Annotated in this window: 26 protein-coding genes; 7 read left to right on the forward strand and 19 right to left on the reverse strand. The window is 67.8% G+C overall.

Going from position 1 to position 23,677, the window contains the following annotated elements:
• Positions 1 to 77: 77 nt before the first annotated feature.
• The 3 genes from CHC08_RS03405 to CHC08_RS03415 form a co-directional block, all read right to left on the reverse strand.
• On the reverse strand, positions 78 to 1,676 hold the full coding sequence (locus CHC08_RS03405; protein ID WP_179281861.1) for a serine/threonine protein kinase: 1,599 nt from the start codon (positions 1,674 to 1,676) through the stop codon (positions 78 to 80).
• Between the two features lie 326 nt (positions 1,677 to 2,002).
• Positions 2,003 to 3,103, reverse strand: coding sequence for a Dyp-type peroxidase (locus tag CHC08_RS03410; RefSeq protein WP_089205659.1), 1,101 nt, complete (start codon positions 3,101 to 3,103; stop codon positions 2,003 to 2,005).
• A gap of 185 nt (positions 3,104 to 3,288) precedes the next feature.
• Positions 3,289 to 3,687: a hypothetical protein gene (locus CHC08_RS03415; RefSeq protein WP_089205660.1), complete on the reverse strand. Its 399-nt coding sequence runs from the start codon at positions 3,685 to 3,687 to the stop codon at positions 3,289 to 3,291.
• Between the two features lie 234 nt (positions 3,688 to 3,921).
• On the opposite strand from CHC08_RS03415, the gene CHC08_RS03420 reads away from it, so the two are divergent.
• A complete protein-coding gene (locus CHC08_RS03420; RefSeq protein ID WP_089205661.1) occupies positions 3,922 to 4,371 on the forward strand; it encodes a YkvA family protein in 450 nt (149 codons plus the stop codon).
• Between the two features lie 82 nt (positions 4,372 to 4,453).
• On the opposite strand, the gene CHC08_RS03425 is transcribed toward CHC08_RS03420, so the two are convergent.
• Genes CHC08_RS03425 through CHC08_RS03435 form a run of 3 tightly spaced genes read right to left on the reverse strand, consistent with a single transcriptional unit; the run spans position 4,454 to position 6,547 of the window.
• Positions 4,454 to 5,725, reverse strand: coding sequence for a cytochrome P450 (locus CHC08_RS03425; protein ID WP_089205662.1), 1,272 nt, complete (start codon positions 5,723 to 5,725; stop codon positions 4,454 to 4,456).
• A gap of 11 nt (positions 5,726 to 5,736) precedes the next feature.
• Positions 5,737 to 5,928: a ferredoxin gene (locus tag CHC08_RS03430; RefSeq protein ID WP_089205663.1), complete on the reverse strand. Its 192-nt coding sequence runs from the start codon at positions 5,926 to 5,928 to the stop codon at positions 5,737 to 5,739.
• Complete coding sequence (locus CHC08_RS03435; protein WP_089205664.1) at positions 5,912 to 6,547, reverse strand: TetR/AcrR family transcriptional regulator; 636 nt, start codon at positions 6,545 to 6,547, stop codon at positions 5,912 to 5,914. The genes CHC08_RS03430 and CHC08_RS03435 overlap by 17 nt, the downstream gene beginning before the upstream one ends.
• 434 nt (positions 6,548 to 6,981) lie before the next feature.
• Between CHC08_RS03435 and CHC08_RS03440 the strand changes: the two genes are divergently transcribed.
• Both CHC08_RS03440 and CHC08_RS03445 read left to right on the forward strand, forming a co-directional pair.
• Positions 6,982 to 7,782, forward strand: a complete 801-nt coding sequence (locus CHC08_RS03440; RefSeq protein ID WP_089205665.1) for a DUF6461 domain-containing protein — start codon at positions 6,982 to 6,984, stop codon at positions 7,780 to 7,782.
• Between the two features lie 304 nt (positions 7,783 to 8,086).
• On the forward strand, positions 8,087 to 8,656 hold the full coding sequence (locus CHC08_RS03445) for a hypothetical protein (protein WP_089205666.1): 570 nt from the start codon (positions 8,087 to 8,089) through the stop codon (positions 8,654 to 8,656).
• 229 nt (positions 8,657 to 8,885) lie between these two features.
• On the opposite strand, the gene CHC08_RS03450 is transcribed toward CHC08_RS03445, so the two are convergent.
• Both CHC08_RS03450 and CHC08_RS03455 read right to left on the reverse strand, forming a co-directional pair.
• Complete coding sequence (locus CHC08_RS03450; RefSeq protein WP_143653095.1) at positions 8,886 to 9,974, reverse strand: hypothetical protein; 1,089 nt, start codon at positions 9,972 to 9,974, stop codon at positions 8,886 to 8,888.
• Between the two features lie 202 nt (positions 9,975 to 10,176).
• On the reverse strand, positions 10,177 to 11,121 hold the full coding sequence (locus tag CHC08_RS03455; protein WP_089205668.1) for an acyltransferase domain-containing protein: 945 nt from the start codon (positions 11,119 to 11,121) through the stop codon (positions 10,177 to 10,179).
• 504 nt (positions 11,122 to 11,625) lie between these two features.
• On the opposite strand from CHC08_RS03455, the gene CHC08_RS03460 reads away from it, so the two are divergent.
• Positions 11,626 to 12,417 carry a ThuA domain-containing protein gene (locus tag CHC08_RS03460; protein ID WP_143653096.1) on the forward strand — a complete coding sequence of 264 codons (792 nt, stop codon included), beginning with the start codon at positions 11,626 to 11,628 and terminating at the stop codon, positions 12,415 to 12,417.
• A gap of 107 nt (positions 12,418 to 12,524) precedes the next feature.
• Here the strand turns inward: CHC08_RS03460 and CHC08_RS03465 are convergent, their stop codons facing one another.
• Entirely contained in the window at positions 12,525 to 12,824 is a 300-nt protein-coding gene (locus tag CHC08_RS03465) for a hypothetical protein (protein WP_089205670.1), read from the reverse strand.
• Between the two features lie 51 nt (positions 12,825 to 12,875).
• On the opposite strand from CHC08_RS03465, the gene CHC08_RS03470 reads away from it, so the two are divergent.
• On the forward strand, positions 12,876 to 13,520 hold the full coding sequence (locus CHC08_RS03470) for a TetR/AcrR family transcriptional regulator (RefSeq protein WP_089205671.1): 645 nt from the start codon (positions 12,876 to 12,878) through the stop codon (positions 13,518 to 13,520).
• 243 nt (positions 13,521 to 13,763) lie between these two features.
• Here the strand turns inward: CHC08_RS03470 and CHC08_RS03475 are convergent, their stop codons facing one another.
• Genes CHC08_RS03475 through CHC08_RS03485 form a run of 3 tightly spaced genes read right to left on the reverse strand, consistent with a single transcriptional unit; the run spans position 13,764 to position 16,014 of the window.
• Positions 13,764 to 14,312: a hypothetical protein gene (locus tag CHC08_RS03475; protein WP_089205672.1), complete on the reverse strand. Its 549-nt coding sequence runs from the start codon at positions 14,310 to 14,312 to the stop codon at positions 13,764 to 13,766.
• Between the two features lie 11 nt (positions 14,313 to 14,323).
• Positions 14,324 to 15,313 (reverse strand): ankyrin repeat domain-containing protein, encoded by a 990-nt coding sequence (locus tag CHC08_RS03480; protein ID WP_089205673.1) that lies wholly within the window; start codon positions 15,311 to 15,313, stop codon positions 14,324 to 14,326.
• Positions 15,310 to 16,014, reverse strand: coding sequence for an endonuclease V (locus CHC08_RS03485; protein WP_089205674.1), 705 nt, complete (start codon positions 16,012 to 16,014; stop codon positions 15,310 to 15,312). Before CHC08_RS03485 ends, CHC08_RS03480 begins: the two co-directional genes overlap by 4 nt.
• Positions 16,015 to 16,219: 205 nt before the next feature.
• On the opposite strand from CHC08_RS03485, the gene CHC08_RS03490 reads away from it, so the two are divergent.
• Positions 16,220 to 16,516: an MTH1187 family thiamine-binding protein gene (locus CHC08_RS03490; RefSeq protein WP_245878096.1), complete on the forward strand. Its 297-nt coding sequence runs from the start codon at positions 16,220 to 16,222 to the stop codon at positions 16,514 to 16,516.
• Positions 16,517 to 16,720: 204 nt separating this feature from the next.
• Positions 16,721 to 17,860, forward strand: coding sequence for an MBL fold metallo-hydrolase (locus CHC08_RS03495; RefSeq protein WP_089205676.1), 1,140 nt, complete (start codon positions 16,721 to 16,723; stop codon positions 17,858 to 17,860).
• Positions 17,861 to 18,004: 144 nt separating this feature from the next.
• Here CHC08_RS03495 and CHC08_RS03500 read toward each other — a convergent pair whose 3' ends face one another.
• From CHC08_RS03500 to CHC08_RS03525, 7 genes are all read right to left on the reverse strand, one after another.
• The gene (locus CHC08_RS03500; protein WP_089205677.1) at positions 18,005 to 18,778 is read right to left on the reverse strand and encodes a nucleotidyltransferase domain-containing protein; all 774 of its coding nucleotides are present in this window, start codon (positions 18,776 to 18,778) and stop codon (positions 18,005 to 18,007) included.
• Entirely contained in the window at positions 18,775 to 19,425 is a 651-nt protein-coding gene (locus CHC08_RS03505) for a nucleotidyltransferase domain-containing protein (protein ID WP_089205678.1), read from the reverse strand. The genes CHC08_RS03500 and CHC08_RS03505 overlap by 4 nt, the downstream gene beginning before the upstream one ends.
• Positions 19,426 to 19,498: 73 nt before the next feature.
• Positions 19,499 to 19,744 carry a hypothetical protein gene (locus CHC08_RS03510; protein WP_143653097.1) on the reverse strand — a complete coding sequence of 82 codons (246 nt, stop codon included), beginning with the start codon at positions 19,742 to 19,744 and terminating at the stop codon, positions 19,499 to 19,501.
• Between the two features lie 1,293 nt (positions 19,745 to 21,037).
• Positions 21,038 to 21,529, reverse strand: a complete 492-nt coding sequence (locus CHC08_RS03515) for a hypothetical protein (RefSeq protein ID WP_089205680.1) — start codon at positions 21,527 to 21,529, stop codon at positions 21,038 to 21,040.
• 106 nt (positions 21,530 to 21,635) lie between these two features.
• Positions 21,636 to 22,247 (reverse strand): hypothetical protein, encoded by a 612-nt coding sequence (locus CHC08_RS03520; RefSeq protein ID WP_089205681.1) that lies wholly within the window; start codon positions 22,245 to 22,247, stop codon positions 21,636 to 21,638.
• A gap of 193 nt (positions 22,248 to 22,440) precedes the next feature.
• Entirely contained in the window at positions 22,441 to 22,566 is a 126-nt protein-coding gene (locus CHC08_RS52295) for a hypothetical protein (RefSeq protein ID WP_275937145.1), read from the reverse strand.
• A 167-nt stretch (positions 22,567 to 22,733) separates the two neighbouring features.
• Positions 22,734 to 23,480 (reverse strand): pirin family protein, encoded by a 747-nt coding sequence (locus CHC08_RS03525; protein WP_089205682.1) that lies wholly within the window; start codon positions 23,478 to 23,480, stop codon positions 22,734 to 22,736.
• Positions 23,481 to 23,677 lie beyond the last annotated feature (197 nt).

Raw genomic sequence — 23,677 nt, forward strand, 5'->3', positions numbered from 1 at the left:
CGAGGTTCGGACCCGCGCCGCCGACCGCCTCTGACCGGGGAGGCCGACTTCCGAGCCTCTCAACGCCGGCGGCTTCGTCAACGGTATATGTAGCAGTAGTTGGATTTGCCCTTGAAGCGGTGGAGGGCACGCGGTTGGTTGAATCGCCACCGGCAGCCCGCGTCACGTTGGCTCTGGGCCAGATACATGGTCTGGTCGCCCTTCCGCTTGACGCAGTAGGCGCCGGGCTTGGGAGTCTCCCGGTACTCCACCCACTCCCAGCCGAGTGTCACGCAGTAATCCGTGAAATGCCCGGGGCCGAGTTCGACGAGCCGTGCCGCCGAGGGCTTGGACGACGGCTGCCTGGACGGCGACGGGTCGCCGGTGGTGGGCTCGACCTGGGTCGGCTCGGACGTGGCGGAGCCACGTGGTCTGCGGGTGGTTTCGGCCACCGCCGGTTTTGTCTTGGGACGGCTGCTCGCTTTGGGAGCGGGCGGAGGTGACGTCGCCGGCGTCGGAGGAGAGGAAGTCCTGATCGTCGCCGTACCGATGGGGGAGACCGAGCCGTGGTCGGCGCCCTCCGCCGGTAACCCCGTCGCGGCGGCCGAGGCCTGCGAGGTCTGCGGCTCGCCCAACCTCAGCGCGGACGGATCCTCACCGGGCAGCATGGCGACGCCGACTCCGACGAGCCCCGCGACGACCACGGCGGCGGTGACGGCCGCGACCCGTGTCCCCCGGCGCTTCTCCGGCGCGTTCGGAGCCGCATCACCGGGAGCGGTCGTCCTGTCCGATGGGCCTGTCCCTCCGGCCCGGGCCGGTAATCGCGGAGCATCGCTTCCCCCGGGAACGGCGGGGCGAAGGGCGGCCTGAGCCCGGGGGTCTTGCGAGGAGACCTCCGGAGCATGGCCTCTCCCGCGCACCAGGCGGTCAAGGATCTGCTGTGCCGACGGCCGCTGGGCCGGATCCTTGGAGAGGCATTCGACGAGAAGATCCAGCAGCGGCGCCTCGATCCCGTCGAGGTCGGGCTCCTGGTTCAGGATCCTGTTGATGATCGCGGGGATGGCGTCGTTGCCGAACGGCGGGCGGCCCGTGGCCGCGAAGGCGATGGTGGACGCCCAGGCGAACACGTCCAGGGCGAGACCGAGTTCGCCGGCGGTCAGTTGCTCGGGCGCCATGTAGGCGGGCGTGCCCACGACCTGGCTGGTCACCGTGCTGGTCCCGGCGAGGGCGCGGGAGATGCCGAAGTCGATGACTCGTGGACCGTCCGGGCCGATCAGCACGTTCTGCGGCTTGAAGTCCCGATGGACGATCCCGGCGTCGTGCAGGGCGACCAGGGCGACGGACGTACCGATGGCCAGCCGTTCCAGGACGCTGCCCGATCGCGGCCCTTCCGCGATCACCACCTGCTGGAGTGAGGGCCCCGGGACGTACTCGCTCACGATGTACGGACGGTTGCCGGACATGTCGAAGTCCAGGACCTGCGCCGTACAGAAACGCGCGACCCGCTTGGCGACCTCCAGTTCGCGCACGAAGTCATCGCGGGCGGCGGGATCCTGGCCGAGTCGAGCGTGGAAGAGCTTGATCGCCACCAGACCGCCGGAGTCCGCCTCGCCCAGATAGACGAGGCCCTGACCCCCTTCCCCGATCCTCCCGATGATGCGGTGGGCACCGAGCCGTACAGGGTCGCTTGGCTCCAAGGGCTGAGCATCCGGCATGGGCTCTCCGGCGAGTGGGGGGTATTTGACTAGAACTTTAACGACATCACGATGATCTCGCAGGCAACCGGCGCCCACGCGGCATCGGATGTCGATCCGGTTCGCCTCCTCCCGGCCGACGCCCAGAAGGCGAGCAATGGGCGCTGCGCCGGTGTGGTCCGGCATCCCTCGCCGGGCCTTGTTCTCAGAGGCGGCTCACGCGGGCTCTCAGAGAGACGGCTTACGCGCTCTCAGAGGCGGCTTGCGCGGGCTCTCAAGGGCGGCTTACGCGGCGGTGGAGATCGGCGCCGGCTCGCGGCGCGGGGTGTTCATCGGACGGTGCGCCCTTTCAGATCGCCGATCCCCAGCGAACCGTCGGACGGGGCCTGAACACGAGACGCGGTGTCGGCCCCGCTGTCGGCCTGGGCACGAGACGCGGCGTCGGCCCCGCCGCCGACAGGGGCACCGGTCTCGGTCGCGGCCCCGGGCGGATCGGGCAGGTCGTCGAGGAAGTCGGCGCTCGGGACGAAGAACAGGGTGCCCGTCACGGGGGTGGAGAAGTCCAGGATCCGGTCGTGGCTCGCGGGCGGGTCGCCGAGGAACATCCGCTCCAGCATTCGCTCGGTGACCGCCGGGGTACGGGCATAGCCGATGAAGTAGGTGCCGAACTCGCCGCGCCCGACGGCGCCGAAGGGCATGTTGTCCCGCAGGATCTGCCGTTCGGTGCCGTCGTCGTCGACGATCGTGGTCATCGCGACATGGGAGTCGGCCGGCTTGACGGCGTCGTCCAGCTCGATGTCGTCCAGCTTGGTGCGGCCGATCACCCTTTCCTGGGCCTCGACCGGCAGGGCGTTCCACGCCCGCAGATCGTGCAGGTACTTCTGTACGATCACGTAGCTCCCGCCCGCGAACTCCGGGTCCTCGTCACCGACCAGGACCGCCGCGCTCGCCGCGGGACCGACCGGGTTCTCCGTGCCGTCGACAAAACCCAGCAGGTCCCGTACGTCGAAGTATTTGAATCCGTGCACCTCATCGCGGACCGTCACCGCGCCGTAGAGCCGGTCCATGATCTGCGACGCCAGCCCGAAGCACAGGTCCAGCCGCTGGGCCCGGATGTGGAACAGCAGGTCACCGGGTGTGGAGACCGCGTGGTGAACGGGCCCGGCCAGCTCGCGGAGAGGATGCAGCTCGGCCGGGCGAGGTCCGCCGAACAGGCGGTCCCAGGCCTGCGACCCGATCGCGGCGACGCAGCTCAGGTCGCCCTCCGGCGCCCGGAAACCGACGGCCCGCTGCAACCCCGGCAGGTCGGACAGCAACTCCCGCGCGACGGGCTCTCCACCGGGGTCGACCGTCACCACCAGGAAGATCGCCGCCCGCGTCAACGGGCTCAGCACCGGCTGCGGGTTCGCACCCTGGTCAGGGTCCGTCATCGCCCCCTCCTCACGTGCCGTATCCGGGGGCAACCGCACCTCGAGGCCGTCGGCGCCGCCCCGAGGTGCCCCGGACCCGGCGAAGGCGCACATTCACTGACCGTATCAACGAAGACTACGCTGCGTCGTGATACCTCGCCGTCGCCGGCCTCGCCATCGCGGTACGGGCTGCGCACGGCTGCGGTTCATCGGCCGGTCGCGGAGGTTTCCTCCTCCGCCGGGACGGTGCCACGGACCGGGGCCGCCAAGATGCCCCAGACCGCACCGGCGAGCACGACCGCCCCGCCCACGAGCTGCAGGCCGGACAGAGTCCCTCCCAGCAACAGCCACGCGGCCACCACGGCCACCACGGGTTCGAGCATGCTGAGAATCGGTGCGAGCGTCGCCCACTGCCGTCCCGTCAGCCGCCCGAATCTGCCACGCAGCCCCAGCCACGCGAGGAACACCGCCGCAGCGATCGCGAACCGCAGAATCAGGAGTGTCGTCACCGACATGCCCGTGCCGTACGCGTAGAAAGCGAAGACGGGCATGAGCCCGAACGCCGTCGCCGGGACCAACGTCGCCACGACACCGCGTCGCACCATCGCCATCACTTCCGAGGGAACATTGTGGCCTACGAGGTTGACCGCCGACCTTCGGCCTCTTCCGTGGTTCCGCCCCGGACGCACGGTCATCCTGGAGCGGGTACGACGCTGATGAGGAGCGGGTCTTCCAGTGCCGCATGCAGGAGGCCACTTGCCATGCGCATTCGGGGGACAGCGGCCTGGCGAACGACCTGCTCGCCGACGAACTACGCCCCTGTGGGTGATGGAGGAGTGATGACGGGCTCGTTCTGGTGGGACCTCGTGATCGGTATCGTCGGCGCGCTCCTGCTCGCCTGGCTCGTCCTGGTGATCGCGCTGGCGATCATGAGGCCCCGCGGCGGACTGCTGGGCGAGGCACTGCGCGTGCTGCCCGACGCGCTGCGCCTGGTGCGCCGTCTCGCCGCCGACCGGACCCTGCCGCGCGGAGTCCGTATCCGGCTGGGACTGCTGCTGGTCTACCTCGCCGTACCGATCGATCTGATCCCCGACTTCATCCCCGTCCTGGGTTACGCCGACGACGCCATCATCGCCGCCGTGGTCCTGCGCTCGGTCGTGCGCCGCGCCGGACTGCAGGCCGTGCGCGCCCACTGGCCCGGCACCGACGACGGCTTCGCCGCTCTGGTCCGGCTGACCGGGCTGGCCGAGCCCACCGACACCGGCCGGCCGAACCAGACGGCAGGTTAGGCGAGCGCTCGTCGATCCGCTGCCCGCCCTGCTCGTCGAAGCCGGCCGGTGGATGCCCTCAACCCGCGCCGCCCCGCGGCGGTCAGCCGATGCGGAGCGGGAGTGTACGGGGGCCGCGGACCTGGCCCGTGGCCCAGGTCACCGCCGCCGGGTCCGCCAGCCCGAAGTTCGGGATCCGTTCCAGCCAGACCTCGAGCGCGACCCGCAGTTCCATGCGCGCCAGGTGCGAGCCCACGCAGCGGTGGATGCCGAGGCCGAACGCGGCGTGCCGGTTGACCTGGCGGTCGATGACGACCTCGTCCGCCCGGTCGAACTGCTCCGGGTCGCGGTTGGCCGCCGGGAACGACAGCAGGATCCAGTCGTCGGCCTTCATGTCGACGCCGTTCCAGTGCATGTCCTCCTTGACCAGCCGGGCCATCGTGACCGGCCCGTAGGCCCGCAGCAGTTCCTCCATCGCGGTCGGCAGCAGGGCGGGCTCGGCGACCAGGCGCTCGCGGTCGGCCGGTGTCTTGGCCAGGTGCCACAACGACGCGCCGATCGCGCTCCACGTGGTGTCGATGCCGGCGATGAGCAGCAGCGCCATCGTGCCCGCCACGTGGTTCGGCTCCAGTTTCTGGCCGTAGAGCTCGGCGTTGATGAGGTAGGTCGTCAGATCGTCGCGCGGATTGTCGACGTGGTCGCGGATCTGCGTGAGCAGGTAGTCGAACAGCTTCTCCACCCGGAGGATGCGCTCCTCGGGCGGAGAGTTGATGCCTTCGAGCGCGTTCTCGACGAATTCGCGGAACTGCGGCCCGTCCTCGGGCGGGAAGCCGAGCATGTCGGCGATGACGCGCATCGGGATGTGCTGGGCGTAGTCCCGGGCGGCGTCAACGACGTCCTGCCCCTCGAAGGAGTCGATGAGCGAGTGGCAGAACTCTCGCGTCACCTGCTCCTGCCTGGAGACCGCGGTCTTGGTGAACGCCGGCAGCAGCAGCTTGCGCGCGTCGTGGTGGAAGGGCGGGTCGGAGGAGATCGGCGGCGTACCGCCCACCGGCGCCAGCTCAAGGGGTGGCCGGACGTTGCTCACGATGATCGCTCGTGAGGAGAAGCGCTCGGTGTCGTAGGCGATCGCCGCGACGTCCTCATAGCGCGTCGGCAGCCAGGCGCCGCCGAAGCGCTCGGTGTGCGCGATCGGGCAACGCTGCCGCAGCTCGTCCTGGATGGGATAGGGGTCGGCGGCCCACTCGGGCTCGGCGTGGGAGAAATCGGTCGCCCAGTCGGAGACGGGGCCGGTGATGATCTCACTGCGCGGTTCGAGGGGCCGGTTCTGCTGCCTCTCCTGGAAACTTTGGGTGAAGCGGTCGTCGACGGTCATGCCACGCCTCCTTAGAGGATCTCGATCGCTCGTTCCGGACAGTTGGCCAGGGCCAGACGTGCTGCCTGTTCCTGGCCCTGTGGCACGGCTCCATCGCCGACGACATGCCCGTATCCCTCGTCGTCCTCCTCGAACAGGTCGGGGGCGAGGTCGTAGCAGCGGCCGTGTCCGTGGCAGCGCTCGGAATCAATTCGTACTTTCACTACGGGGGCTCCGCTCTGTGCGCGGTGATGGCGTCGGTGGGACGAGGGCGCCCACGACGCGGGTGAGTAACGCCGACCATTCCGCGTCGTCGACGGCGTGCAGGTCCGGCGGGATGAGCGCGCTGCCCATCGACAGCAGCAGGCAGAAGTGGGCCAGTGCCTCGGGCGACAGCGCGGGATCCAGCTCGCCGTCGCTCTGGGCCACGCGTACCAAGTCGGCGATCCAGTCGGTTCGCTCGCCGACGTAGTCGCGCATCGGACGTGCGACGTCCGCGTCGCGGCGGGCCGCGACCAACGCCTCGACGATGAGGTGGCGGGGAGCGTCGCGGCGTCGCGGCAGCCAGCGGCCGATGGCGAGGAGCAGGTCCGTGACCGACCGGTCGGGGTCCGCGGCGAACAGACTGGCCAGCAGCTGCCGCCCGTGCGCCCGCAGCGCGGCCACGAGCAGCTCGGCCTTCGATCCGAAGTGCGCGTACAGCGCGCCGTTGCTCACCCCCGCGGCTGCGGCGATGTCGGCCACACGCGTACCGTCGTACCCCCGCTCGGCGAAAACCTCGGCGGCCGCCTGCAGCAGTCGCTCGCGCGTCTCAGCGGCGGTGACGCCCGCGATACGTCCCATAAATGAATTAAAAGATCGTTCATTTGATTCGTCAAGAGTGAACGTAAGTGTTCAGTTGCCTGTCTGACGGCCTTGCAGATGGAAGTGCGTCACGCCAGATGGAAGCGGACATGGAAGCGCGACATCGGGGTTGGCAGTAGGGGCGTGTACGGCAGGAGGCTCGGCCCAAGAAATGATGGCGGTCTGGCCCCGGCGACTGGCGTTGGTGGTGGCACCGGCGTGCGGTGAGTCGTTCGCGTCGTGGGTTGATCGGATGGCTCTGCAGAACGGATGCCCGCCGTGAACATGGACGAGGATTCGGGAGCGGAAGATCGATACCTGCTGCAGATCTGGCCGCAGCCTGAGTCCATCCCACAGGTGGTCAAAAGCACAAGCGCGCAACTTGCCTACTGGTGCAGCGTGGGCTGACGTCCCGGCTTCGGTAGTTTCTGATCATGTTCGATGCCGACTTCACCCCCCTTCGCGTCACCTACCGGACGCACGGGCGTGACACCTCCCGCCGCATCCGCACATGGGCGAAGGCGAAGGGCTACTCCGTCAGCGACCGTGGCCGGGTGGCTCCGGAAATCATCGAAGCCTTCTTCACCGCCCATCCCGAGATCTACGAACAGGCGAACACGTTCGAGATGGTCCACGCCACCGCGAGGACCCCTGGCGCGTCCCCGGAGGATTACGCATGGCAGGGAAAGGATGACAGCCCACTCGGGGACATCTACACGATCGTTTTCGTTCGCGGGCTCGACGAGCACGAGGTGCTGCGCCAACTCGGCGCCGCGGACGAGGACATTCGGCCGATCGAAGACGGGGACTACTCCTATCCGGAAGAACCCCAGATCATCACCGTGCGGCGAATCGGGGACTGGACCGTCGCGATCGAGCACTGCGGCTCGCGCGGCGCACAATGGGAGATTTTGAGCGCCTTGTCACGCAACGGCGAAGAGGCTATGGCGGTGCAGCGACATGACTACGCCCAGCACCACGTTGCCTATGCCGTCGACGGCCACCTCATTACCGACATCAACCCGGGGTTTCCCATCGACAGACAGGGCGCGGATCCCGACCGGCTCAATCGTCACCTCCGTGAGCTGGGCATCGATCCGGCCGCCGACGACTCCATCGACAACCCCATCCCGGCGGCCCTGGCACTCGCCACCCGGATCACCGGCGTCATGATCACCCCACAACATCTTCACCGCCCCATCCTCGGCGCCGCCATACCCGGTGCCTACTTATGATCCGCCTTGACTGCCCTTCACAATCTCGGCACTATGCCCGACATGAGTGCCGGCTTGATCATCGCGATGCCTTTGAAGCCATAGCCCCAACCCACGCACGTCTATGCACTCGATCTTCGTCTGGGTGCGGACACCGACAGGGCCGGGCCCCTGATGCGAGCTGTCCAGGAGTCCTTCGTTGATGGATGGCAGCAGGCCATGTGGGCGGGTGCGACGGCCAATGGCGGTGCTGTTCGTCTAAGTGCTCGCGCGGGCTGCGCTCCCACGGTTTCGCACGGGGTAGTCGCGCGTCCAGGATGGTTGCATGATGTTCCTTGGACTCGCGATGGTGTTCATCGCGAAGCTGGCGCCCCGCAAGGCGTCCCGGGTGCGCCGCGACGCGCCGGGATCGCTCAGCCAGGAGTTGTTAGATCGGGCCGTTCGGCAAGGCACGGCACCGGACCTGATCTATGTGGTCGCCGTGCGAGGGCACGAACTGGTCGAGCAGTCGGTCGGCGTCATCAACGACGAGGGGTTCGGGGCCAACTACTCCGCGGAGGGCGGACGGCTGGTCCAGCTCAGGATCGACCGCGGCACCCTGGCGGACGCCGCGTGCACCGAACTCCCGAAACGGTGCGAGAAGGACGGAGCCGGCTGGTATCGGGTGGGCGAGGGCTGTCACGAGTACCTCGCTGTCCGCGACGACCACCACATCAGATTGACCGGTCGCGTCGGGGAAGTCGATCGGGCCACCCTGAAGGCGGCCGTCGCCGGAGCGCGACCCGCCACCAACATCCCCTCCGCCATGCCGCCACCGTCGCGGCCTCCGGTCCGGCGCGGTGACCTGCCTACCGGCGACGGCGCCCCGATCCGGCACACTGGCAGGGGCGGCTGAAACCGGCCCGGCCGGGGATCGGCTGTTCGGCCGAGGCGGCCGAGCCGGATCTGGACGCACGGGCGAAGTTCCCGGCTTTCCCGTCTCGCCCGGGCGAGAGTGGTGCGAGGCGGGTGGTCCTGGTCGTTGTGGCTGCCTCGCTTGTTAAGCCTCGAAAGATCACCCGTTACTGGGCGGCGACTTCTGGTGGCAGCAGCGACCAGGCATGGTTTGGATCGCCGTAGTCGGCTCAGCGGCCGTGGGCCCAGATCAGACCGCCGCGGCCAGAAGGTGCCGCGCCGACCGCCCAGACGGAACCGCTCTCCGGCCGTATGGCGAGGTCACGGACGAACGCGTTCTGGTTCGGCGGAGCCGGAAAGGCGCCCGGCTCGACACCGTCGGCGCCGATGTGCAGAGACCCGCTACCTCCGCCCTTGGCGTCGTAGACGACCCAGGCCCCGCCTCTGCCGTCGGGCTCCGCCTGGGCGCGCGGCTGGAGGCCCGGTTCACCACGGACCTCGAAGTTGAAGCCGCCCAGATAACCCGACAGCAGCAACGTCTCACCGCAGAATGGGCGCTTCGCACCGCCGCACGGCCAGGCGACCCAGCCGACGGCCATCACCCGGCCGGTCTCACCGTCGACCGCGACATCCGTCAGCTCCGAGATCTGGCCCGAGTGTGAGGACGGAATCGCGGGAAGCGTGACCGCGCGCCAGGCCGTGCCGGTCCAGCGGGCCAGAGCCGCCTTGCCCCGCACCGAGCCCGCCGCCCACTTGCCGTCGAGTCCTTTGACCACAATCGGCGTGTCGACCTTGCGCCACACCGACCCGGCCAGGCGCCGCAGCGTGGACCGCGCCTTCCACCCGGCGCCACCGGCCGCGGAGAACGTATTCGAGTCCTCGATGACCCACAGGTTCTTGCCGATGGAGTACGCCCGATCCACCCGGCCATGGCTCCATCGCTTGACCTGCCAGCGCTTGCCGTCCCACCGGGCGTACCGCGACGCGCCGAACGCCCAGACCCTGGTGTCGGACGCCGACGTCAGCCGCTTCACCCGGAAGCCCGGCCCGGTGACCCGTTTGAAGGTGGACCGGCCGCCCTTGAGCAGGAGTGACTCGGTACGACTCGATCCGCGATCCGGGCGCCTCGTCCCGGCGACCCAGACCGCCCCGCCCGGCGTCACCGTTACCGCGTCGTAGGAGTCACGGCGGTCGTCATGGACGACGCTCCACTGACCGGCCGGTGCCACGGCATGGGCGGCGGCCGGCCCGGCGGCGACAAAAAAGGCGACGGCCGCGGCGGTGCCGCGAAACAACATTCCCATAAGGGTGAGACGCACTTTTCGGAGGAAAGGTTCACATGCGGCAGGGCAGGAGGCGGCAAGATCCGGACCTGTCGCTCGACCGTCTCCGCGGGGCGCGAGGGTGATGGGGCGAAGTTCTGCTCATCGGGGTCGGCCGCGCGGTCACCTGCACTGCAAGATCATCTGCGACTGTCGCCTTCGATGACGCGCCCGGCGAGTGGTCACGCCGGGGGCGTGGCTAGATCGGGAAGCTGCCACGGCGCCAGTGCCAGTGGCGGCCGGCCTTCAGGTGGTCGACGATCGCGTGCTGGAGCACGGTACGGCGCGGCAGCCGGTCGAGCGGCGTGGTCAGGGTGCGGAACGCGAACCGCAGCACCTCGACGTCGGCGTCCAGCCCTTCCGGCTCCTCGTAGGGCTCCAGCTCGAACCTCCGCTGGAACCGGACGATGTTGGAGTCCTCGGGCAGGTACTCCAGCAGCTGTGGGTCGAGCAGCCACGAGCCGCAGGAGAACGCCGTGTAGCGCTCGTCGGGAAAGTGGCGCGGGAAGAACGCGCGGGCCTCGTCGAGCGACGCCGCGACCGCCTCCGGGGTCATCGGCCCCGACTCGGGGATGTGCAGGTCGATGGCGGTGCCGCCGCGGTGGTGCTGCAGTCGGCCCAGCTCGTAGATGCCGCCGCGCGCGTGTAGCGTCAGCCAGCTCTGCATGACCGGCCAGCCCTCGCGGTGCATCCGCCGGTCGATCGCGAGGTTGCGGCCCAGATCTGAGAGGGTCACCCACGACACGGCATCGGCGACGCCGTGGTCGCGGTGGTACCCCATGACGACGTCGACCAGGGCCAGGTACGCGTACACGTAGAGATGCCGCCAGGCGGGGCCCCGTTCGCGCGGCAGCTCCGGACCGGGCGACAGCCAGACGTGGCCCCCGAGATCGGCGCGGACCAGGGCGATCGAGCGGTCGAGCAGCCAGTGCAGCTCCGGAGTCCACAGCGGAGAGCCGGGGTCGGGCCAGCCCGCCATGATCTCGGCGGCGTCGTCCGGCCGCACCGCCAGCCGGTCGAGGATCGCAGGCGCGTCGGCCTTGGCGGGCAGCGGAGCCGACGGCCGGTCGCCGGCGAGCCGGTGCACGCGGTCGACGTCCTCGACGGGCACTCCGAGCCGGGCGGCGATGTCGTCCAGATCCACGCGGACGATCCTACCGGCCGGTGGGATCGTCCCTCCCGCCCCAGATTCTCCCGGCGCCGGCGCCGAGCCGGGGCGTCTCCACGGCCTTGAGCCGATCTGTCAGCACCCGGGTCGTCTTGGCGTTCGGCTCGATCTCGGAACGTGGGCGAGAGCCTGAACCCCTGACGAATTGCTTGTGCTGCCTCTCCTGTCGAGACGGCCTCATGAGGCGCCCATGGCGGTGACCGGGCCTACTCGGTCACCTCGGGGTTCCTCTCTCACGGAAAAGTGCGTTCTTCCCGCGGAACGCTGACTCTCCTAGCGTTACCCGGTAATCGCAGTTGAGGAGGATCGATGGAACGCCACGCCGAGACTGGTCGGTCACCTCGCCGTGCCAGGGGTTTCCGCCTTGACCGGGCGGCGGTCGGCGCGGGAGCCCCACGCCGACAGCGGACGGCTGTGGCATTGCTGCCCTCGCGATAATCCTCGGCAACCTGGCGTCGAACTCGACTCACCCTTACCAGGGTGGGTGCAATCGTCTTCGTGACCGCATTCTCGCCGGTCGGAGACGTCTGTGCGCTCCTCGGGCCGTTGAGCACACGCGGCAGCCTTACGTTGAAAACCAAACACCTTATCGTTGGAGAGCAGATGTCATATCCCGCCGAAATCGTCATCCTGAGCGGCGAAGGCCCGCACACCGATCCATGGCATTCGCTGCATGAGACGAGCGCGAGAATGGCTGAAATTCTAGGAGAAACAAACTCCGTCGCAATCGTGAAATCCATTGACGAGATCGAGGCCGCGCTCGGTGGCGCCGACGTGTTACTCGTGAACACGAGCGCCTACCGCTCGACGCCGATCCCCGAGGATGACGTCTTCGCTCACGTCCTCGAGGGCTTCCTCGCGCGCGGCGGCAACCTGCTCGCCACCCACAGCGCCACGGTCGCGTTTCCCGGTCTGCAGAGTTGGCGGTCCGTGCTCGGAGCGACCTGGGCCCTCGGCAGAACCTTCCACCCGCCGCTCGGCCGGAGCCTGATCCAGAAGAGTGAGGTCGTGCATCCGATCACCGAGGGCCTCGGCGACTTCTGGGTTCACGACGAGCGCTACAGCAACCTCGACTTCGTCGACGAGCGCGACATCGTGCCGCTCTACGTCCACAGCGAGGACGGCGTCACCCATCCTCTCGTCTGGGCTCACACGGTTGAGAACAGCCGTGTGGTCTACAACGCCCTGGGCCACGACGTCAGCTCATTTGACTCGCCAGAACACGTCGCACTGCTCAAGCGCACCGTGTCCTGGCTCCGACACCGCGCTTGATCTCTGTGGTTCGGGTGCGGGCGGATCCGGATGCACCTGGCGTCGACCATCGTGAGGGCGCTTACCGGGACGCGGTCGCCGCGGCGCGATGTCCGGCTCGAGAAGCCCTATGCCGCCGAGGACCCGACCCAGACGTCGACGACCTCGAGCATCGTGATCGGCGGCTCTGGCGGGCGGAAGCCGAGTGCCGCTGTCACCACTCGGTCGATGACCGGGTGGAGACGGTTTTCCACGAATTCGAGATAGGCCTCTTTGGACTCCCAGACCTCCAGGTAGCGCAGGCCCTGCTCGGTGCGGTGGGCGAGGTGAAGGATCATGCCGGGTGGCAGTTCGGGGCCGAGCTCCTGCTTGATCCGGGCGTAGACGTCGGGGTCGATCGGAACCTCATAGGTGAACGCGTACGACATGGCGCCTCTTTTCAATTTGATCCGAGTATGAATCGGATGAATAATGTGAGCATGACCGCTGACAGCGAAAGGGTCAAGAGGCGCTATGACACGACCCGGCGCCGTGCCTCCGCCGACCGCACCAGACGGGCCATCCTCGAGGCGGCGACCGCGCTGTTCATCGAGCAGGGATACGTGGCCACCACCATGGCCGCCATCGCCCAGCGTGCTGGAGTCAACGCCGACACGGTCTACACCACGGTCGGCGCCAAACCGGCGCTCTTCCGTCTCCTCATCGAAACGACGCTCTCCGGAGAAGACCACGCGGTGCCCGCCACGAACCGCGACTATGTGCGGGACCTGCAGGCCGAGCCCGACGCGGTGAACAAGCTCGCCATCTACGCGGCGGCCATCAGCCGGATCCATGCCCGGCTGGGACCGTTGTTCGGCGTCCTGCAGACAGCCGCACCGTCCTCACCCGAGCTCGCCGCGCTGTGGCACATGATCGCCGAACGCCGTGCCGCCAACATGCGCCTCCTGGCCGCCGACCTGGCGACGACGGGCCGGCTGAGAAGCACGGTTCAGGAGGCGGCTGACGTTATATGGGCGACTAATTCTCCGGAGTTCTACCTTCTTCTCGTCCGCGACCGTCAGTGGACGCACGAGCATTACGAGCAATGGCTTGCCGACTCCTGGTGCCGGCTCCTGCTCACCTGAGAGAGCTACCTTGAGATCCGGCACGTTCGAGCCGGGGACGCTTCCACCGCCGTATTTCCATGCGGCCTTCTTTAGGGGCGTCTGGGCACTCTCTCCGCCGCCCGCCGGTTTCCGGCCTGGCACTCCGCCCAGCCGCCCTGCCCGAGGCCGATCGCGCCCGCGCCACGAAGAGCCGGTGTGAGGACGCTCGCTGTTTCACCGAAAGCCGGCGGCGCTGTCACCGGTGCGGGATGGAGCGGGCGCTCAGTCGGAGGCGTGCTGCCAGTACGGGTCGCGGTAGAGCATGACGGAGGTGCCCCGGAGCATCTCGTCCGGGGCGGAGACCAGTACGAGTTCGCCGTCGGCTTCGAGCCGGCGCAGGATGTCGCGGACGCGCGGGCCGACGGGCAGGCGGCCGACCGGGAGGCCGAGGAGGTCCCGGACCGTGTCGGCCACCTGTGAGAGCTGGAAGGGCTCGGTGAAGTCGGCGATCACCTTGCGGACGATCTCGACGGGGATCGCGGTCTCGGCCTCCATGTAGGCGAGCTCCCAGGTGAGCTGCGCCTTGCGTCGGCCGGTCCCGGCGCAGGCCGTGCACGGCTGGGAGAAGCTGGGCACGATGTGCTCGACGGTGGAGCCCAGGCAGGTGGTGCACTGGTTGGTCTCCGCCGCGTGCAGTTCCGCGGCCGCCCGGTCCGCCAGCTGCTTGCCGCAGAGGCACAGATAGACCCGGAACCCGCCGCGGACCAGGACGAGGTCGTCGGCGTCGTCGGGGATCTCTTCCCACAGCGCGGTAATAGTGTGTTTTTTCATTGTTTGCGACTCTATCGACCCTGGCCTTCGGGCCGGAGCCGAACCGGGACCAGTCTCATCGGAGCGCTCCACAGCCACTCCTCGGTGATGTAGGTGGCGGTCAGCAGCGTCATCAGGGCCAGCGCACGCTCGACCGTGGTGGAGGGGTGTGCGCCGCGGTCGCCGAAACGGCACATCCACACTTCGAACAGGCTGCTGTCGCTGAGCTGTTCGTGAACCGAGGGCCGCGCGACGGCGAAGCCGTCCCGCCAGATGTCGACCGAGGGACTGGCGGACGGGAACGCCCCGGCCAGGATCCCGCCGCCGGTGGTGACCATCCGGCCGACGCCGTCGTGCACCGGCAGGATGCCGTCGCTCTGGAAAAGCACGACCCCGCCCCCCGGCGGGCTGGCGACCCGCAGGACCTCGACGGGGGAGGACTGCTCCGCCTTCCACAGCTCGGCGGCGTCCACCGGCGGGCAGAGCTCCGGCACGGCGCCCAGGCGCCGGATGACCTCGTCCTCGGTCACTCCGCCGACGAAGGCGACGCAGAGATCCTCGTTGTAGGTCTCGTAGGAGAACATCATCTCGTCGACGGTGTCCTGAAGCTCACTCAGTCGAGGGCTGATGCGGGGAGCCCCGGGAAGGTGGGCGAACAGCTCCGCGAGCTCGGTGAACAGTGCCTGGACGCCGGGGGAGCGTCCGGCGATGCACGGCCGCCAGGGGGCGGCGCCCGCGGCGAGGAGGGCCCGGACGGCGTCGTCCTGGCCGTGCCGTACGGCCTCCCACAGGGGGGTGGCGCCGTCGCCGTCGACCGGGTCCACCGCGGCCCCCGAGGCCAGGAGCAGCTCGATCACCTGGACCGCGCCCTCCTGGGCGGCCTGGTGCAGGGGCGTCGAACGCAACCAGGGAAGGCACCGGCCGGGGTCCAGCCCGTCCGCCAGCCGTTCGCGGATCTGCGCCAGATTGCTGTCACGCCACGCGCCGATGTCCTCGGCCCACTCGTCGTCGCCCATGGTCATCCCGTCTTCTTACGCTGATCGGATCCAATCAGGACTGAACGACAGTTTTCGATCAGAGCCCGGCGTGACAGACGGTCGGAGACCCGGGTGGTCTCGGGCAGACGGTAACGGGGGGTCAGATTGAGGACGTTGTGGCAGGCCGTGTCGAGGTCGACGCGGTGGCCGACGGAGACGAAGACCGGTTTGACCCCCCGCTGGGTGCGGAGCACGCGTCCGACGACGTCGCCGTCCAGCGTCAGATCGGTCCAGGAGCCCCGCTCGGGGGCGGGGTCGGGGTAGGTGCCGACGAAGGTCGTCTTGCCGACGCCGATCGTGGGCAGCCCGGTGAGCACGCCCAGATGACAGGCGAGGCCGAAGCGGCGGGGATGGGCCAGGCCGTACCCGTCGCAGACGATCAGTTCGGGGGTGACGGTCAGGCGGTCCAGGGCTTCGAGCAGGGCGGGAATCTCGCGGAAGGCGAGCAGGCCGGGAACGTAGTCGAAGGTCACCTGCCCGCCGACGGTGACCTCTTCGACGACCTCCAGCGTCGTTCCGTCCAGTACGGCCACCGCGGCGGCCAGCCGATCCCCCTCATAGGCCACGTCCACCCCCGCGACCCTTCCAGGGTCGCGAGGGCCGGGGTCGGTGAGGTCGAGCAGCGATCTGAGCTCGTCCTGGATCGCCTCGGCCTCCAGGACAGTCCGCGGAGTTCGCACCTTCATATCTATATGATCGCCATTTTTAGGTCACGGCGTTATATCGCGGGAACGTCCGGCGAAATTCGCGATGGCCGGGGAAGCGGTCGCGGGGCGAGAGTCCGGCGCGCCAGCCGGTCCGCGCGGGCTCCGGCGCGCCTCGTCCCTGCTTGCCCGGTGATCTGAAGAGAACCTATGGTGCGTGGACGGATCTTCGGGGAAAGGGCCATCCATGTCAGTGCTCGTAGCGTTCAGCGTGACTCCGATCGGCGCGGGGGAGGACGTCGGCGAGCTCGTCGCCGAGGCCGTTCGGGTGGTCCGCGCGTCGGGGCTGCCGAACCGGACCGACGCCATGTTCACCACGGTCGAGGGGGAGTGGGACGAGGTCATGGCCGTGGTCAAGGACGCGGTCGCGGCGGTCGAGGCGCGCTGCGGGCGGGTCAGCCTCGTGCTCAAGGCCGACATCCGGGACGGGCAGGGCGGCAGGCTGGACGCCAAGGTCGCCACCATCGAGAGGCACCTCGCCTGACACCCCACTCCCCGCCGGACGGAGCTCCGCCCAACGCCCTGCTCACCGTCAGGCGGCGCTCCGCCTGACACCCCGCCCAGGCCGGACGGAGCTCCGTCCAACGCCTCGCTCCCCGCCGGACGGCATCTCGCTCGCAGCGAAACGGGAACACCAAGCGGAGTGAAACCGTTTGCAAAGGCGGACGACTTCAGGAGTGTGGGCCGGATGGTGGCAGGCAGATCGATTGGACGTGTCCTCGCGGGCGGGCTGGCGCTGACCGCCGCCGGGTGGGCGCTGAAGAACATTCCAGCGGAGCTGGGCGGCCGGGCCGCGGGAGAGCGGCTGGAGCGGATGCGGCGCTCGCCGCAGTTCCGCGACGGCGTCTTCCACAACCCCATGCCCGGAGCCGTCACGCCGTCGGCTTCGAGCGCGCAGAACGTCCTCTGGAACATGATCTTCAATGCCGAGGAGCGCCACCCCTCCCTGCCGGTGCCCCTGGTGACCTCTCCGGCCGTCGCGCCGTCGGCGACGGGGCTGAGCGTCGTCTGGTACGGCCACGCCACCACGTTGGTGGAGATCGAGGGCCGCCGCGTGCTCATCGACCCGGTGTGGAGCCACCGCGCCTCGCCGTCCCAGCTGGCCGGTCCGCGACGACTGCACCCGCTGCCGGTGCCGCTGAGCGACCTTCCCGTGCTCGACGCGATCGTGATCTCCCACGACCACTACGACCACCTCGACCGCGCGACGGTCCGCGCGCTCACCGCCATGCAGGCGGCGCCGTTCCTGGTGCCGCTGGGGATCGGCGCCCACCTGGAGCGCTGGGGGGTGCCCCTCTCACGGATCATCGAGCTCGACTGGGACGAGGAGGCGAGCGTCGCGGGCCTGCGGTTCGTCGCCACCGCCGCCAGGCACTTCTCGGGACGCACCTTCGCCCGCAACACAACCCTGTGGGGCTCATGGGTGATCGCGGGCAAGGACAAGCGGGTCTTCTACGCGGGCGACTCCGGATATTTCGACGGCTACGCCGGGATCGGCGCCGCGCACGGCCCCTTCGACCTCACCCTCCTGCCGATCGGCGCGTACAGTCCCGCCTGGCCCGACATCCACATGAACCCGGAGGAGGCGGTCGCCGCCCACCTCGACCTGGGCGGCGAGCTGCTCCTCCCGGTTCACTGGGCGACCTTCGCACTCGCCATGCACCCCTGGGCCGAGCCCGTCGACCGCCTGTGGCGCGAGGCCAAGGCGCGCGACGTCCGCCTGGCGATCCCCTGCCCCGGTGATCGCATCGACACCGGCGACGCGCCCCTGGTGGACAGCTGGTGGGAGCTCCTTCACGGCGGGGAGACGAACGGCCGGTCGCGGTAGGCCCGGCGTCCTCGGATCAGGCCCTGATCTGGTGGGTGATGGACGGGTCGGCGATGGCGGTGTCATCGGCCAGTAGGAACGCCTGCTCCGACAAACCACCGGAGGAAGCGCTCACCCGGGCGAGGGCCTGTGGGGAGGGGCCGATCACCGGGAGCCTTCCGGCGAGGACCGGACCGACAGACGGGTGCGGACGACGAGGTCGTGCAGGATCGAGGCCGAGGCCGAGGTCTCGGGAAGCCGGGAGGCGGCTCTGGCCTCCTCCAACTCCGCGGTCAGGCGGGCGACGTCGTGCGCCAGCCGTACCCGGTCGGGCGCGTCACCGGGCAGGAGGCCGTGCTCGGCGGAGCGTTTGGCGGCCATCAGGTCGCCGAGGTAGGCCGGGCCGCCGGTGAGCCGGGTGAGGTCGGCCTCCAGCTCCCCGGTGCGCATCAGGTGGATGCCGGTGAGCAGTACGCGGAAGGTGTAGAGCAGCGGCTTGAGCTCACCGGAGCGTTCGAACAGCGACCACTGGGTGCGGGCGAAGCCCAGATAGTGGTGGGCGTGGTTGCGGGTGACGCATCCCGGGGCGGCGGCGATCATCTCCTGGTGGACCGGGGAGGTGGCCACCACCAGCGGTGAGAGCAACTGCTCCAGTACGTAGCCGTTGCGGCGCAGCAGCAGGCGGCAGAACTTGGCCAGGTCGTGGGTGACCAGGTCCACCTCGACGCCGTGCCGTACCCAGGAACGGGTGAGGGTCTCCTCGCCCGTGTGCAGGCCGATCACCTCCTCAAGCGGCAGCAGGTGCACGCCGCGCAGGTCGACGTCGGAGTCGACCGAGGGAAAGCCGTACAGGTGCGCGCCGCTGACCGTGGCGAAGGCCGCCGGGTGCGCCTCCTCGGCGGGGATCTCGGCCAGCCAGGCGGGCAGGGTGACGGTCACAGGGCGGCCTCTCTGGTGCTCATCAGGTATTCCTCCACGCGCCGCCGATCGGGTTCGGCGGGTAACACGCCCGTGCCGTCAAAGCCCGCGACCAGCTCGGAGCGCCAGCGGGTGACCTTATCCCAGGAGAGCTCTCCCCGCCGTACGGCGAGCAGCCGGTCGCGGTGGGCGTCCATCCGGACCAGGGGCTCGCCGTGGTGGGCCAGGTGCAGGCCGCTGAGCAGCAGCCGGATCATGTGCATGGCCTGTTTCCACTTGGGACGCTCGGGATCCAGGCGGCGAAACTGGGCGTCGGCGTATCCGGTGAAGGTCTGGTGGGCACGCCTGGACAGGAAGGCGCGCCGGATGGCGAGCAACTCGTCGCCCGCCGGGGTGGCATGCTCGACGATCGGTGACCACAGGCACTCCAGGACCGTCGGGTTGGCCTCCAGGGCGAGCCCGCAGAACCGCTCGACCTCCCACGAGAACTGCTCGGACAGCGGTCCCTCGACGTGGGTGGGCGGCTTGACCAGCCGCCAGAACAACCGGGTCGGCGTCACGAAGACCCCGCGCCGGTCGACGTCGGATTCCTCGGTTTCCAGGCCGTAGGCGCGCGAGCCGACCACCACCGACAGCACCGAGTGCGCCGGGAGGCACAGTGTTTCCATCCGCACACCCTGCCAGCCCGGCGCTTGTTCGCGACACGGGGTTTCCTCACCCGGGCCGGATCACCCCGTCGGCTCAGGGGCGGCCGCGGGCGGCGAAGTACGGCCGGAACCCCTGGCTCTTGTCGGCTTTGATCAGGGTCTCCACCACCTTGCCCTTGAGGTCCACCACTCCCACACCGGTGTTGGTGGAGGCGATGAGGTGCTTGTCGTCGTACCAGCCGAGGGTGGTTCCCCACGTCGGGCTGAATCCGAGGCTGATCTGGGTCACGGCCTTACCGGTCGCGGACAGCGCGAGCGCGAGGCCGATGCGGACGAACATGTGAATCTCCCCGTGGTGATCCGGAATCTGGATCTTGAGCGGAGGATCGTACACACGTCCGTAGGGACGATTCAGCGACTTTCATGATCTTAAAGATTTAAGCTGATTCAGGCGGCGAGGGTGGCGTGCATCTCCCATCTCGGGAGGACGAGGTCCCAGGGATCGGTAGGAACCCTCGATACGGCGCGAGCGCCACGCGCTCCGTCGTTGCGGACAGCAGAGAACGCTTCGGCCCTGCCCCCTGAAGCCTGGTGCAAACGGTCCGGCCCTTTCGGGTTCAATGAAGACTTCGGAAATCTGTGGGCAACAGTGAAAACCGTGCTCAGATTAAGGTCAAGTGCCTGGACGCGCCGAGAAACCGAACCCCATGGTGGAGGTAGTGCGTCGTTCCAACCGGCACGCGATGCCGGAGAACATCACCAATGGGATGTCGGAGAACATCACCAATGGGCGGCGACGGAAAACAGGGACACAGCCAGATGCCCTCCTCTGAGAGGACAAGGAAGCAGAAACTCCCAAGGTTCGCCTTCATGAGGATCGGCTCTCCTGAGCCATCCCTGGGCACCATTTCCTCTGATGGAGCCGCGGTTGTCGAGATGGCTTCATCTGGAAGGAGCCGAAGATGTACGGAAAACGTCTGCTCATCGCCAGTCCGCTGATCGCCGCCCTCGCGTTTGGGACGGTCGGTATCTCGCAAGCTTCAGTCGTTCAAACTTCGGCCGCTCCGAAGTCCGTAAGCGCCGGCGACAGCCATATCGCGGCGCCCTTGAATGTCGCGCCGCCTCGGTGCAGGCGCGCATTCAACGGCCAGCTCAGGGAACTGTGCTCGTCCGGCTGGAACGAGGGATACACGGCCGGGAAAGCCTCATGCGGGAACCAGCTTAATAGCAACAAAAACTTCTCTCCAGCGATGCAAGATACCGCATACCTCCACGGCTACGACGGAGGGTTCGCAGCGGGCAAGGCTACGTGCTAGCCGCTGCCGGATCGTAGCCGTACAAGGGTTCATGATCCCGTAAGGGTTCTCGAGCCAAAACCGGGTGGGCCTGTCCGAGGTTCGGACAGGCCCGTCTTCTGTTGAGCTATCGGCTCTGGCTGTTAAGGCGGGTCTTGCGAGGAGGATGGGAAAGGGGGACACCTCGTCCCCTTTTGATGTGTGCGCGTCCGACTTCGACCATCAAAAGCGCCCACCTCTGCGGGAGACGGGCGCTCTTGTCGCCTTGAGGCCGGCGGATGAGCTTCTAGCGCAACCGAATATCGGCCCGAGCGAACGTGCACTTGTGCCGGCGGTGGTTAACGTGATGAGGAGCAGCCCCGCGGCAGCCAGAACTGGAGCGTAAACAGGTTGATTCGATAGATGTCGCGGGGAAAGCCCGGGTCCCGATCGTTGTCGACGAGCTTCGAACACACGCGCGTGTGCCACAGCGTCATCTCCTGACCTAGGTCGAAATCCGGGTAGTACCTCATCTCGCCCATGTAGTTACCCACCCCGCAGATCCGGCCGGATGCCATGAATAGATTGCCGGTCCACAGCTCCTCCCACGCCGAGTCGATAGTGGCAGGGCCGTCCCATAGTTCGTAGCGCGCATAGATCCTGGAATCGGTTTCCGCGCACACGATGATCGCGTTCGGTCCCGTCGCTATCCGCTGATCCAGGCCGGGCTCCCTCATATCCTGGATGCCAGGCTGCATGGGGCGCAGGTCTTTCGCGGCCTCCAGGTCCGCGAAGCCGAAGAAGTCGCATATTTCTATTCCGTCGGAGTGCTCGGTGAGAATAATCTTCACATCTCCTGTGTTTTTTGGGAACGCGGACCGGTGGCGTGTCGCACCTGACAGTGAAGGATCAGCAATCGGGCGCGCTGTGCAGGGATATAGCGCTCGAAATAAAGCTTCAAGCTGAGCCTCGTAGGTTTTCTGTCACAAGTGCGTTCTGCGTGCTGTTGAGCCAGTCGCTGCTCAGCAAAGCGCCACTTGTCAAAGATATTAGGGCGAGAAGCGCCGAGTCCTGGTACCGACCCGGGGTCGACCACCAGGCTGAGCGGACCGCCGCGATATTCTCGGCCAGAGCTGTTGTCTCGTCCAATTTCGGGTCGCGCAGGACGTTCGTGGTGCTCATCTGCACCTGTCCGTCAGCGGAATAGAAGAGGCGATGCTGTACTGCCCCGGCCTCCCAACGAATGCCCCAGATGAAGGAACTCTCACCGAGGAGCGATGCAAGCCGCTCCTGGGTACCGGTAATATCGTAGGTGTCAAAGAAGAAGTACCCTCCCTCGTAGAAGTCGAGAAAGATTCTTGGGCTCTCTTCGTCGTCTTCCATACCCTCTTTCACGTGGACTTCTTCAAGATGGAAGTCGTGTACACCCGAGAGGGCATCTCCGATCTGCTGAACAGAATGGAGGCCATCTATTGGTTCGACCACCGTCCAGGCAATATGGTTGCACAGGATCCACTCGTTGACGGCGAGGACGGAATCATAATGGGCGATCAGTTCCTGCGCGTTCACGGTGGCTCCAACAAGGATGGGCGTGGATGCATTTCGGACCCCATACCATATCGCAATACATTTCTTGCGATCTAGGGATTGCCGTACGATTCATCTCGCCGTTACCCGGCCCATCTGGCACTAGGAAAAATGGTTCGATATCCACCCGGACCTCTGACGGATAGTTCCTTGCGCTCGGCGCATTTCTCGGGTGTCAGGCGTTCGAAGACGCTGGGGGCCGGCTTTGGAGGTTGTCGGCAAGCGGATGGATGGCGAGGGCGCCGACCTTCACCGATGCGGGTGCCAGTGCAACGTCCTCAACACCGGTGAGTTCAGCCATTTCGCCTCCGTGTCGGTCCGGTTCCTCCCGAGGGCGGCCGTTCTGTGGCGCTTGTATGCCTCCCGGCCTCCATCGTGCCGACGGCACCGAGAACCAACCCCTTCACCGATGGCTCCGAGTGGGCCGGGAGGGGTCGTGTTTCCGGTTGAGTGGGCTGTCGGGCTGGGTCAGGCGGCGAGGGTGGCGTGCATCTCCCAGAGGAGGATCTCGGCCGATTCGGTCGCGGTGACGCGCTGGCCGCCGGTGGCGGTGAACCGTACGGCGTCGCCTTCGGTGAGCGGGCCTGCTCCCTCCAGGTCGACGGTGCCGCGGGGTACGAACAGGTGCAGGAACGGGGCCTCGGGCAACTCCACGCTCTGGCCGGCCTCCAGCCTGGCCACGTGCAGCGCGGCGTACTTGTTGTTGATCCGGATCGCGCTGCGTCCCGCATCCCTGGCCATTCCGGAGGCGACCGGGATCAGGCCGCCGCTGAGCAGTTCGCCGTCGATCTCCAGCTGCTCGTATCCGGGGGTGATCCCGGCCTCGTCGGGAACGACCCACATCTGCACGAAGCGCACCGGATCGGTGTGCTTCTCACCCTGCATCCGCCAGGAGTCGTTCTTCTCCGAGTGCAGGATGCCGGTTCCGGCGCTCATCCGTTGCGCCAGTCCCGGATAGATCACTCCGGAGTGTCCCTCGGAGTCCTGGTGGACGAGGGAGCCGCGCAGCACCCACGTGACGATCTCCATGTCCTGGTGCGGGTGGGTGTCGAAGCCGGTGCCGGGCTTGACGACGTCGTCGTTGTTGACCAGCAGCACGCCGTGGTGGCTGTTGGCGGGGTCCTGGTGGCGGCCGAACGAGAACGAATGCTTGGAGTCGAGCCAGGGGATCTTGGTGGCGAAGCGGTCGGCGGACCTGCGGATGTCGACGGTCATGGCGATCCTCTCTCGTCTATTTGATTGAACCTTCAACCGATCGGTGCTCCGAGATGTTCCCGGGGCTTCTCGGCGGCAGGCAATCTTGCCCACCTGGTCGAATACACGCCGGAAATCACGCGTAACACGGGATAGCCGCTTATTCGTTATACCTTTGATCTTGCAGGTCAAGATTGCTTCGAAGAGATTGACCGGAG

The sequence above is a fragment of the Streptosporangium subroseum genome, assembly GCF_900188345.1.
GTDB classification, from domain to species: Bacteria; Actinomycetota; Actinomycetes; order Streptosporangiales; family Streptosporangiaceae; genus Streptosporangium; species Streptosporangium subroseum.